Below are 13093 nucleotides of genomic sequence, written 5' to 3'. Positions count from 1 at the left end.
AAAAAATTCTTAAACGGTAAAAAGAATTTTAATTACAGCCAGGCTCATTAGCTTACGAAAAGTAACACTAAGAGCCTGACCTGTTAACAACTAACTATCAAGTTTAATTAATCACCAACACGCTTGATAAAGATAGTAGCAAGTGGTGGTAAATCTAATACTAAGCTGTGGTATTGACCCTGCCAAGAGATATTGGAGGCAATTAGCTTCTCAGGACCAGTAGAATAGCCAGAACCCCAGTACTTCTTATCATCAGTATTGAATACTACCTTATAAGTACCTGGACGTGGTACGCCTAAGCGGTAAGCAACATATGGCACAGGAGTAAAGTTAGAAATCATAATGATCTCATCCTTGTTCTCGCCGCTGCCACCCTTTGAGGTATCAGGTAAAGTACGTAACATAGCAAAGACAGAGTGCTCTGCATCTGATACATCAAGCCAACGGAAGGCATCAGGATCGTAGTCATTGGCCCATAACACTTCATTTTGCTTATAGAAGTGGTTGAGATCCTTAACTAAAGCCTGAACACCCTTGTGCTTGTCGTACTGTAGTAACCACCAATCTAAGCTAGCATCGTGATTCCACTCGTTACCCTGAGCAATTTCAGTACCCATGAAGTTTAAGATCTTGCCTGGGTGACCATATTGGTAAGCTAAGAAGGCACGTAAGTTAGCGCATTGTTGCCACTCATCACCTGGTAACTTGTAAAGCATGGAGTGCTTACCATGAGTTACCTCATCGTGAGAAATAGAGAGGATGAAGTTCTCATTGTAGGCATAGATCATAGAGAAAGACATCTCACCGTGGTGATACTTACGGAAGTAAGGATCTTGTGACATGTACTCTAAGCTATCATGCATCCAGCCCATGTTCCACTTAAAGCCGAAGCCTAAGCCACCAGTGTAAGTAGGACGGGATACACCAGTAAAGGCAGTTGACTCCTCTGCAATGGTCATAGCGCCAGGGAACTTACGATAAACAGTCTCGTTGAACCACTTTAAGAAAGATACAGCTTCGTAGTTGATGTTGCCGCCATTAACGTTTGGAATCCACTCGCCTTCTTTACGAGAGTAATCCCAGTAAAGCATAGAGGCTACTGCGTCTACGCGAAGGCCGTCTACGTGGTAGTAATCAAGCCAAATTAAAGCACTAGCAACTAAGAAGTTACGAACGGTATCACGACCAAAGTCGTAAATTAAAGAGTTCCAATCAGGGTGCCAACCACGGCGTGGATCCTCGTACTCATATACTGGGGTACCATCAAAACGGGCTAAACCATGAGCATCGGTTGGGAAGTGAGCAGGAACCCAGTCTAAAATCACACCAATATTGTTTTGGTGGCAGGTATCAACGAAGAACTTAAAGTCATCAATTGAACCAAAGCGTGAAGTTGGAGCAAATAGACCAGTTGGCTGATAACCCCAAGAGCCAGAGAATGGATATTCCATTACAGGTAAGAGCTCAATGTGGGTATAGCCCATTTCCTTACAGTAATCTACTAACTCTTTAGCTAACTCACGATAACTTAATGAAGAGCCATCTAACTTTCTCTTCCAAGAGGCAAGGTGCACCTCATAAATGGACATTGGCTGAGTAAGCTTGTCATTTTGTTGAGACTTACGCCACTCATCATCATTCCACTTATAGGTGGTTTGATCAGAAATAATAGAAGCAAAGGAAGGATATTGCTCGTGATAGAAGCCAACTGGATCAGCCTTGTGAGGGAGACGGTTGCCATTGTTATCTTTAATTTCAAACTTATAACGTTGACCAGCCTCAAGACCAGGAACAAATAATACCCAGTGACCTAATAAGGAGCGGGCCATAGGATGACGACGGCCATCCCAGAAGTTAAAGTCACCAATTACAGCTACGCTAGTGGCAGATGGTGCATAAACAGCAAACTTAGTACCACGTACCTTAACGCCATCAACCTCTACTTCGATTAATTGTGCACCTAAGGTCTTATAGATGTTCTCTGGAGTCTCATACATAGTATTGAGACCATAGAATGCCTCTTCACGGAATTGATATGGATCAATTACCTCGATAGTAGCGTCGTTATAAGCTACTTCAAAATAATAGTGGAAAGGCTCTGTTACATCCTCAAATACTTTTTCAAAAAGACCGTCAGGATTTACAACACTTAACTCACCTAAGTCTTTCTTGCCTTTAAGAGTCATTACACGGCATGTCTTAGCACCTGGCAGCCAAGCACGCATAATAAAGCCCTTACCATTAGGATTAGGCTGTAAACCTAAAGCCTCAAATGGTTTGGATAAACGTGCACTATTTAGTTCATCAATAAGCATTTCTAGCTCCTTTGTGTTTGGCAATCTCAAGCGATAAACCGCCGCGAGCGCTCAAATAAAACTGGTTAGCGTCTAAAGTAAGTCTAAGTTTCCTAAGACTGCCGCAGCTAGCCATGATTTACAATATGCAAAAAGTAAGAAAATTAGCACCTGCTGGGCACACTCTTATCAGCAGTAAGATAATTTTCTTACCCCTGTCTTATGCTTAAGACAAGGAAAATGGTAACCATAAAGCTCATCACCACTATGAGCCCTGTGATTAACTAAAATAAACCAAAAACTAACTTTAATTAGTCGTACTTAATATAGTGTATTACAAGCTAGGTAGGTATTTGCAGAGGCAAAAGCATGTAACCTGACCAAGTTCTCAATTATTTAGACGAAACTGGTCAAGATTAAACCCTAATGCGCTAAAACTAAGCATTAAAAATTGAAAACTTACATCCTAAACATAAATTAATATCTATTATAGCCCCTTACCGCCGCTATTTTACAAACCACCCCAAGCCTCTCCTTTATAATCAACGCCCTCCTCCTAACCTGCTACCCTGATGGTCTAACAGCTAGCATGACATCAGGACATAAGGACATAAGGACTTGGAGTGATTATTAGTTAAGGGAGGGCCCAAATAAAAAAAGCGCTCATCTTACCTTGGTAATCGGGGCAAGATTGCGCTTTTTGGTAATTAGACTAACTATAGCTATTAATTACTTATCTGAGGCCTCTTCACGAGCCTGAGTCATAGCCTTGGTTAACTCTTTGACAAAGTTGTCCTTGTCTAAATCTTCAATGTTAACTGTTAGCTTGCGTCGCCAATTTGGGTACTCTCTAAAGGTGCCAGGCACGTTTACAGGCTTAAGTACGCCAATCCAGTCCTCGATTTGGCTGGAGAACAATACGCATGAACCACGGCACATATGACGCTCAATGCCTAAAATAAGTTCATGAGTCATTTGTGGGATATCATTGGCATTACGAGGCACTTCCTCACCTACTGAGCCTAAGCCATGTAAGCTATCTAAAATGCGTTGCTTATTGTACTTACGCTCATCACCAATGCGCTTAACATCATCCTCAGTATAAATACCGAGCTCTTGACCCATCTTAAGATCATAGTCAGACCACCAGCCTAATAAGGTTGGCATATCGTGAGTAGTAACTGCGCTTAAAGCCTGCTTTTCATAATCTTGTGGAGCAATATAGCCACCATCATGAGCCTTTTCACCAAAGAAGAGCTTGTAAGATAAAGCACCTACTTCCTTTAAGGCAATACGTAACTCTAAAGGAATAGTACCTAAATCTTCGGCAATAATCATACACTTATTACGTTGTGACTCTAGAGCTATGATGCCAAGCCAATCATGAATATTGTTATTAACATAAGCGCCTTCAGTTGCCTTATGTTCAACAGGCACCCACCAGAAACGATATAAACCAGCAGCATGATCAATACGTAAAGCACCGCATGATTGCATGTTGGCTCGGTAAAGCTCAATTAATTGCTTATAGCGACTACGACGTAAAGCATGAGGCTCTATAGTAGCAAGACCCCATGACTGGCCTAATGGGCCTAATGGATCAGGTGGAGCTCCAATCTCGGCACTGCCACGATAAATATCATCGCTATCGGCCCAAACATCACAGCTACCCTCACTAACACCTACAGCTAAATCACGATAGGTGCCCAATACCATGCCCTCATCACAGGCAGCTTGGTAAGCATCTTGTAACTGCTCTTGAGCTAAGAACTGTAAGTAGCAATAGAAATATACTAGCTCTTTATTAAGCTCACGCCACTTAATAACAAATGGGCCATGGCACTCTTGATACTCTTTAGGGAATTTCATCCATCCCCAAGCATTAATACCCTTTTGGTAGAAGGTACGCTGCATAGCATCATAAGTTGCCATGCTCATCAAGGATTCACCGCCCTGATTGATGAACTCTAAGAACTTCTTGCCACGATTAGATCTACGATCGGTCATACGATTGTAGTCAAAAATCATTTCTAAAACTTTAAGCTTTAGATCTAAAACTGACTTGTAATCAACATAATCACGATCTCTTAATGACTGAAGCTTTTTAGTAAAAGCACTGGATGCCACATAGTTTTTGGCCACACTACAAGTACTAAACTCAGGAACATCAGGAACACTAATATAGATAATATTGAGCCAGCGACGTGATGATGGGCTATATGGGCTTATCATGTCTGGATCAGGGTTGGCAGGATATCCAGCGTGCAGAGGATTTAAACCAACAAACTCACCGCCACGATCATGTACCGCCTTTAATAAGAGCTTGAGATCATGAAAATCGCCTACACCCCAGTTATTGCGTGAACGTAAAGAGTAAAGCTGTACTGAAACGCCCCAGAACTTACGTCCTTGCTTAATCTCCTCGGGCTCATAGCATTTAAGTGGAGTAATGATTAAGGATTGTTCAATGGAGTCATAATGCACAACCCCATCATCAATAGCTACCTTAAAGGTGTGATAGCCTAAAGGTAAAGAGGCGACCTCTTGAGGAAATTCATTAGGAATAATAAAACGACGAGTATCATAAACTCGACCTTGAACTTCCTCATAATCGGCAATTTCAATTTCGTTTAATGGGCAAGAGCCTTTATAGACTTCACCACTTTCTAAAGTTAATGTCCATGACAGAACAGCTGCTTCACTGAGCTTCTCTAGGGTGCGCATCATAATAAAAGGACGCTCACCTTCACGAATCACAGTTACTGGATCCAAAATTTCGTTATAAGGAGTAATTTCCTCTTTTAAGATAATATTTTGTAGGCCTTTTTCATCTTTGAGGTCATAACCCATAGCGCCTAAAGTAGCTAAACGCGCTTCTTTAGTAATCTGAGTATATTGACCATTGCAATCGTAATAATCACGAGCAATGCCTACATGATCAGCAAATTTTTCTAAATCAATCATCATAATTCTACGCAGAAACCTCCTCCTGACGAAGAGGAGGAAGAAGCGCCTTTCCCTTTCTTAGTTCTATTAACTCTTAATAAGTTTTAGTGTTTAAAGCATGGCCCCTATCTCTTATAGGCTGTCAATCACTTACCGCAGAAAAAGGAGCTAGAATAAACATCCTAAAGTTGTCTACCTATTACTTAACAAATAATATGAGCTCAGGATATTCCCTAAAGGCTTTTTTAGGGCTTTGCCTTGAGGCATGGCTGCCAAAAATTGTTTTTCAAGCAAATTCTAAAGCTATTTTTATAAATACTCTACCCTATTATCTAGAATAAGCCTCATAGAAAAATTCATAATTTAGGCAGCTATCAAACAAATTAGCGTTCTTATACCCAAGTAAATCCATGACGTAACTCATCTTGCCTTAAAAATTGCAAACTAACATCATTCAATGCTCAAAATACTCAACTACTATCTATATAAGTGCAAGCCACCTATCTAACGAACTATCATCCCTCACCCATTACTCTACCAACCAACCTACTTACCTTCCTACTTACCTACTTACTTACATACCCTCCTTCCTAACTTCATTGGGATGCAAGTTCAAGTTAATGTGCGCTGTACACTTTTTTAATAATGATTTGTTGTGGCGTGAAAAAAATTGTCGCTTTTTTGCAATAGCGTAGCCCTTATTCATTAAATATTATGGTTTTACTACCATCTTTTGTACTAAAAGTGATCCGACAATTGATTTTGCAAAGATAGCAAAAAAATTTTAAATAATTAGCTAAACCCTCAATAAAATTGATAGATATGCACTTTCTTAGCATGTTAATTTTGTGCGCCAAGTGCATTTTTTAAAAATATTTGTTTAAAAGTGATTGTACTTAACAAGTTCTTGCTTGAATTTCTCAATAAGTAGAGTATATTTAAATCACTTAATAACTAGTAACCACACAGATAGGACTTTATATTTTTATGACTATTAAAGTTGGTATTAATGGCTTTGGCCGTATCGGTCGTTTCGTTTTCCGCGCTTCCATCTACCGCCCAGAGCTCGGCATTCAGGTTGTAGGTATCAATGATTTATTACCACCTGAGTACATGGCTTACATGCTCAAGTACGACACCATGCACGGCGCTTTCAAGGGCACCGTTGACGTACAAGACGGCAACTTGGTTGTAAATGGCAACGTAGTTCGCGTAACCGCTGAGCGTGATCCTGCTCAATTAAAGTGGGGTGACATCGGTGCAGAGTATGTTGTTGAGTCTACTGGTTTATTCTTAACTGACGAGAAGGCACGTAAGCACATCGAGGCTGGTGCTAAGCGCGTCGTTATGTCCGCTCCTTCAAAGGACTCCACCCCAATGTTCGTAGTTGGTGTAAACGATCAGACCTATGCTGGTCAGGACATCGTTTCTAACGCTTCTTGCACCACCAACTGCTTGGCCCCATTAGCTAAGGTTGTTAACGACAACTTCGGTATCGACTTAGGCTTAATGACCACTGTTCACTCCACCACTGCAACCCAACGTACTGTTGACGGTCCTTCATTAAAGGATTGGCGTGGTGGCCGCGGTGCTTCTCAGAACATCATCCCATCCTCAACTGGCGCTGCCAAGGCTGTAGGTAAGGTTATTCCTGAGTTAAGCGGCAAGTTAACTGGTATGGCATTCCGTGTTCCTACCGCTGACGTTTCCGTTGTTGACTTAACTGTAACCTTAAAGAAGGCTGCTAAGTACTCCGAGATCTGTGAGTGCTTAAAGGAGGCTTCCGAGGGTGCTATGAAGGGTGTATTAGCTTACACCGCTGATGAAGTTGTTTCTTCTGACTTCTTAGGCAACACCCACACCTCTATCTTCGACGAGAAGGCTGGTATTGCTTTAACTGACAATTTCGTTAAGTTAGTATCTTGGTACGACAACGAGATTGGTTACTCCAACAAGGTATTAGAGTTAATCCGTTCCATCGTTGACTCTGGCAAATAATTTAGATTTTCTAAATTAATGCAAATACTCTTTTTAGAGTAAAAAAGGAAAGGGGCTATATGCCCCTTTCTTTTATTTCTACCTAAGCAACACTTATCTTTCAAACTATAGCCCTTTAATAGCTGCTTTTGTCCCATGCTAAGACACTTAATTGTTTGAAAAGATAGCTCTATCACTACTAGTGCTCATTTCCCAGCCTATCCCTGCCTTAATCTCTACCAATTATCAAGACATCCAAGCTAGTTTTGGCGTTGGAGCACCTGGCTATTGAGCTGAAATATGCGCTTATATCTTTAGTATAGAAACTATACTACCAAGCAAACTAGCCCCAGCTAACCGCAGCTAGCACTAGTTAGCCCCAGCAGCAGCGGTATCATCTGCCTCATTAGCAGTCTCATTAGCTGCAACAGCTAGCACCTGCTGCCCCGCAGCATACGCTAGCTTTAACCTTTTTTATCTGTGTGTTTTCAAGCGCCCTATACAGGGCGCTTTTTTTTTAGCCATACCAACACACAAGCCAATCAACCTGCCACCCTGCCACAATACTTTAGCAATAGCCCTACCCTATCCATTTAAAGCAGCGACTACCAATCATGGCTCAATCATGCCTTTAGCCCAGCCCAAGGAAAAGCAAGACCATGGCCTGTCTAGCCCTGGCCTGGACAAGCCTTGCCTTACCCTAGACTATAGCCGTAGCCATGGTATAGCCCTTGCCCTTGGCTTGGGCTTTAGTATTAGCCATGGACATAGCATCGCCAAGGCAGTGTCCTTGGCGGTGCTTGGGGATTGCTTAGCAAAGTTTTGCTTTTAGAGAGGATTTTCTTTTAGGGAAGCCTCGATTTGAGGGACTAAGCTCTTGATGGCTATATATGGTGTCTTATTGTTCTCCAAATACACCATGGTATTAAGATATGGCACCATAATCTTAAATAGCTCTTTATAGCCTTCGCAGAAATAGCTCTTACTTACTCCGTTTTGTAAGTCGATACGATGTTTAATACAACCACCATTACATAAAACTAAATAAGTACATTGCTTACAGTCATCACATAATTGCAATTTATGAGCGCTTAAACGAGAGGCCTTTAGTGCCTTGATGCTGCTAATGCTATTCTCTTCATTAGCTGCTTTTTGACCATTGACTGAACAAGGAATGACTCCTAAGTTAGCTGCCTTTTCAATATCCAGGATATTGGCTAACTTATATTTAGGATATACAGCCTGATCGCACTCGTAAATATCGCCATTAGCCTCTAGCACGAAATTATCAGGACAACAATTTTCCCATACGCAAGAATGATGGCCCATACCTAAGACTTGAGAAATGAGGCTCTCAAATTGGCGAATTACGATTTTGCCAATATCTTTAGCTATCCACTCTTTAAAAATAGCGCCCATAAAGGTGCCATAGGCTTTAGGAGTTAAAGAAAATGGTTTAACTTCATAGTTAGGAGCAATGTGGTCAAAATCAGTATTCTCAGGAGTAGTTTCTACTACCTCGGAAAATTGCATAAAGGTTGAGCCTAACTCTTTTAGATAATGATAAACCTCAAGAGGGTGCTCATAATTGCTTTCATTAATACAAGTTAAGGTATTAAAAGGGATTTGATGTTTTTTAAGCAGTTCAATGCCAGCTATCACATCCTTATGGGAGCCTTGCTGATGTTTATTTTTACGATACTTATCATGCAAATGCTCAGGACCATCGATAGACACTCCTAGCAATACCTTATGCTTTTTAAACAGCTCGCACCAATCATCATTAATCAAAGTGGCATTGGTCTGAATAGCATTTTCAATCACTTTGCCATTGGCATACTGACTTTGCAGGGCAAAAGCTTTTTCAAAGAACTTACGTCCTGCCATTAAAGGCTCACCACCTTGCCAGGTAAAATATACATGGTCAGTAGGACACTCTTTAATATAGCGAACAATAAAGGCCTCAAGCACCTCATCAGACATTATGCCCTTAGTGAGCATTCCCTGCTCTTGTCCTTTTGGCAGATAAAAACAGTAGTCGCAATCAAGATTACAAGTAAAAGAAACAGGTTTAATAGTAAAGTGCATGGTGCTAATCCTTGCCTTTTTTCATATCACTCTAAACAGACGCTCAGGAAGCATCTAAAAGAGAGCGAGAAATAATTATCCAAATACTAAAGCCTTTAAAGCTAAACTTACTAAATAATAAATTTAGCTTTGAAAACTTAGTTGTGACCACAAAAAACCGAGCAACCATTAGGCTCAGGCTCAACAGCTGCTCGGCTTTGGTATGGTAGGAGTTAAACCCTACCTCCATTAAATAAGCTTAGTAAAACTTATTTGTTTAAAGCATCAACAATCTTCTGATACTTAGGTTGGTTGATTGGCATGAGAGGTGGCTTAGACTCATTTAAGCGATCACGGGCAATCTTCTTTAACTGCTCAACTACCTGTGGCTTATCAAAGGTTAAGTCATTCTTCATCTGAAGATCACGTAAGTCGTAAAGACGAGTTGCATTATCCTCAGCAGTGTAGATTAACTGATACTCATTGGTACGAACGGTATAAGTAAACTCACTTAAGTTTTCAGTGTTTGGATTGTGTGGATAGTAGTCTGACTCGAAGCGAACATACTTATGGTAATTATCCCAGAATGGAATATTACGTACATCGAACCAGTGTGAGAAAGAGGTTAACCAAACTAAGGAATCGTGAGGATTGCCCTTGTCCTTGCCATTTACGTAAGGTAATAAGGAAACACCATCAAGCTTTAAGCTCTCTGGTACAGGAATACCAGCAGCATCTAAAGCAGTTGGGTAGAAGTCCATAGCAGAAACGAGCTTATCGTAATTACCAGTCTTTAACTTACCCTTCCAGTACATGAACATTGGAGTATGAACACCACCTGGGTAGGTTAAGGACTTATAACCAGCCTGAGCACCATTTAATGGTAATGGGCCGTCAATTACCGCACCATTATCAGAGGTGAAGAAAATTAAAGTATTGTCTAACTGACCATTAGCATCTAATTGCTCTAATAAGCGCTTTACGCCCTGGTCAACAGAGTAAACAGAAGCATAGTAGTTGTCAGCTGTTTGAGAGCCAGTATTAAACTTGGACTGATAAACATCTGGAGCAGCTACGTCATTTGGTAAGTGAGGTGCGCTATAGGCAAGATAGAGCATAAATGGTTGCTCAGTTGCCTTAGCACGGTTTACAGCCTTGATAGCAGCATCAGTAAGCTGATCGGAGATATAGCCCTCAGCCTTTACGTGCTCACGGTTTTCAAACAATGCTGGGCTGTTGTAATAAGCAGTTCCTGCAGGGTGGAAACCGAAGAAATAGGTAAAGCCACGGTTTTGAGGCTGACCAGGCTCATCACCATAGGTTACGAAGTTATCGTGATAATCACGGGTTTGTTGATCTTCTGGAACAGGAATATTAGTGATCTTGGATAAGTGCCACTTACCTACGCAAGCTGTGTAGTAGCCATAATTTTGGAATAATTCAGGTAAGAAGGTCTCGGAGGTAGGAATACCGTCTTGAGAGTCAGTATTACCATATACACCAAAACGAGATGGCTGACGAGCAGTCATGATAGCAGCACGTGAAGGGCCTGACATAGCGTGAGCTACATAGCCTTGGGTGAGGCGTACACCATCATCCATTAAGGTACGTAAGGTTGGAGTTGAATTTCTAGCAGCCTCAATAGCTTTTTCAGGAGTAATCTTAAAGGTTGCTACCTGCTCACGGTTCTCCATGGTCTTTGGATCAAAAGAGCTCTCGTCGTAAGGTAACTGGCCATAACCTAAATCGTCCATAGTAATTACGATTACGTTTGGCTTATCTTTAGTGGTGTACTCCACTGGTGTAAAGTCAGCAAAAGCTACATTGGTAGCGGTAGCCTTATCATTACCTGCAGCAAAAGCAGCAGAACCAAAAGTAGTTAAAGCTGCGCCCAAAGCAATGGCAGTTGCGCTAAGTTTTAAATTCTTCACAGACTTGTCCTCAAATTTAATTACAGCTTTCTTGTTTAATTGCTAAGACTTATTACTGATCTAAATGGGACTAATATTACAAACTAACCAACTAAAACTATTAACGACCAAATCTAAAGGGGAGACTAAATTATTAATAAGCAGTGTGTTTGTACAGGTAATTGTTACTATATATTGATCCAATTTAGCAATCAGATATATCCAAGCATTACCCTATCTAACCTATCTTCCTTAGTAAATTTCTAATACCATCAACTACAAAATTTCAGCTTAGGTAAGCATGTTAGAGTCAATGTTAGTATTACTTACTTAGAAGTGTTTTTTGGTTAGTACTAACAAGACAGCTTTATCAGATTATTACACTTAATAGCAAAAGACACAGACTAATTAGTCAAAGTGTGAATTTAGTCGAAAATTATTTTCTCTTTAAGAACAATGCACCTAAGCCCCTATCACACTTAGATCTTAGTTTACTATGATCGTGATCATAGTTAAAAATGGCTATTGCAAGCATGTCTTTGCTAGATGCTAAAATACCACTACCGCTCTTTTGGGCTCTTTACCCTTTTATACTCAACAACACATTTATCCCTATAAATGAAATAAATTTTCATGCACAAAAGCCTGTATTTAAGCCATTTTTCCATAAAAAAAGGGCAACTCCCAGAGCTGCCCTAAAAATTTGAAAATTCTTAACTACTAATTAGCGACCACGTGCTCTTAAAGCAGCGATACGCTTTTCAAGTGGAGGGTGGCTCATAAAGAGCTCAGATACGCTCACACCACCATTGATGCATAAAGCAGAGAACTGACCTTCTTTTTGTACAGTTATAGACTTCATTCTTTGTAAAGCCTGCAAAGCACCAATCATACGCTGGGTACCCTCTAAGTCAGCAGAACCAGCATCAGCACGATACTCACGATAACGTGAGAACCACATTGAGATTAAAGTAGCACCGATACCAAAGAGAATTTGGAATAAGCTATTAACTAAATAGAAGACAAAGAAGTTGCCACCGCTTGAACCCTCTTCACTATCAGAACGGCTCATAAAGCCAGATACGGCCTGAGCAGCAATATAGGAGAAGAAGTAAACAAAGGTATTTAACACACCTTGCAACAGAGTCATCGTTACCATATCGCCATTAGAAATATGGGAAATTTCATGACCTAATACGCCTCTTACTTCATCTTGGGACATATTGTTTAATAAGCCTGTAGAAACAGCTACTAAAGCATTGTCCTTAGAAGCGCCTGTAGCAAAAGCATTAGGCTCAGCTGAATGGTAAATACCAACCTCAGGCATTCCAATACCTGCACGTTGAGCCATAGAAGCAACCTCATTTAATAAGAAAGCTTCAGCATTGTTGCGAGGCTGGGTAATGATCTCTACACCATAGGCAGTTTTACACATGGTCTTTGACATGAACAAAGAAATCATTGAGCCTACACAGCCAAAAATGGCACACATTACGAATAATCCAGAATAAGCTCCTGGAGATAGTTTAATGCCAAATACAGCCATTAGAATTGAGCCGACAATGCCAACTACCACGAGCACGGCTACCTGCATGGCAATGAACAGCAAAATACGCATACCAACCTCATAAATATATGGAAACAATGGATATTGCTAAGTGTACTAAAAATTCCTTAGCTAAAAGATAGGTCTGATTATTATTGATCACAAATTAACCAAATTTTAGCCCACCAAACCCAAGCCCAGGCAAGCCCCAGTCTAAAGCCTTGGCTTTGCCCTGGGCCATGGCCTTAGCTTTAGCCTGGCTAAGGACTAAGTCCTGGGCTTAAGAATGGTACACACAAACTCAGCAGTGCGAGCCATGAGGCTAGCAAAAGCCAAGATATGAGTTTGACTAA

At 40.8% G+C, this 13093-nt stretch carries 6 protein-coding genes; 1 reads left to right on the top strand and 5 read right to left on the bottom strand.

Annotation, left to right across the window (positions count from 1 at the left end; all coding sequences use genetic code 11):
* Positions 1–107 precede the first annotated feature (107 nt).
* The gene (gene glgB / locus MXE38_RS01210) at positions 108–2315 is read right to left on the bottom strand and encodes a 1,4-alpha-glucan branching protein GlgB (protein ID WP_246910243.1); all 2208 of its coding nucleotides are present in this window, start codon (positions 2313–2315) and stop codon (positions 108–110) included.
* A 708-nt stretch (positions 2316–3023) separates the two neighbouring features.
* Positions 3024–5261, bottom strand: coding sequence for a 4-alpha-glucanotransferase (gene malQ, locus MXE38_RS01205; protein WP_246910241.1), 2238 nt, complete (start codon positions 5259–5261; stop codon positions 3024–3026).
* A gap of 966 nt (positions 5262–6227) precedes the next feature.
* Here malQ and gap point away from each other — a divergent pair.
* Positions 6228–7238, top strand: a complete 1011-nt coding sequence (gene gap / locus MXE38_RS01200; RefSeq protein WP_246910239.1) for a type I glyceraldehyde-3-phosphate dehydrogenase — start codon at positions 6228–6230, stop codon at positions 7236–7238.
* Positions 7239–8045: 807 nt separating this feature from the next.
* On the opposite strand, the gene MXE38_RS01195 is transcribed toward gap, so the two are convergent.
* The 3 genes from MXE38_RS01195 to htpX form a co-directional block, all read right to left on the bottom strand.
* Positions 8046–9305 (bottom strand): anaerobic sulfatase maturase, encoded by a 1260-nt coding sequence (locus MXE38_RS01195; protein WP_246910237.1) that lies wholly within the window; start codon positions 9303–9305, stop codon positions 8046–8048.
* A 248-nt stretch (positions 9306–9553) separates the two neighbouring features.
* A complete protein-coding gene (locus MXE38_RS01190; protein WP_246910235.1) occupies positions 9554–11215 on the bottom strand; it encodes a sulfatase in 1662 nt (553 codons plus the stop codon).
* Positions 11216–11918: 703 nt separating this feature from the next.
* Complete coding sequence (gene htpX / locus MXE38_RS01185) at positions 11919–12812, bottom strand: protease HtpX (RefSeq protein ID WP_246910307.1); 894 nt, start codon at positions 12810–12812, stop codon at positions 11919–11921.
* Between the last annotated feature and the right edge of the window lie 281 nt (positions 12813–13093).

It is taken from the genome of Anaerobiospirillum sp. NML120448 (assembly GCF_023050945.1).
GTDB lineage: Bacteria > Pseudomonadota > Gammaproteobacteria > Enterobacterales > Succinivibrionaceae > Anaerobiospirillum.
Note: the sequence above shows the minus strand (reverse complement) of the source record. Positions and strands in the feature narration are given on the sequence as shown.

Bases quoted from the DNA above. Each gene is read 5' to 3' on its own strand.
- glgB (WP_246910243.1), bottom strand. From the start codon at position 2,315: ATGCTTATTGATGAACTAAATAGTGCACGTTTATCCAAACCATTTGAG.
- malQ (WP_246910241.1), bottom strand. From the start codon at position 5,261: ATGATGATTGATTTAGAAAAATTTGCTGATCATGTAGGCATTGCTCGT.
- gap (WP_246910239.1), top strand. From the start codon at position 6,228: ATGACTATTAAAGTTGGTATTAATGGCTTTGGCCGTATCGGTCGTTTC.
- MXE38_RS01195 (WP_246910237.1), bottom strand. From the start codon at position 9,305: ATGCACTTTACTATTAAACCTGTTTCTTTTACTTGTAATCTTGATTGC.
- htpX (WP_246910307.1), bottom strand. From the start codon at position 12,812: ATGCGTATTTTGCTGTTCATTGCCATGCAGGTAGCCGTGCTCGTGGTA.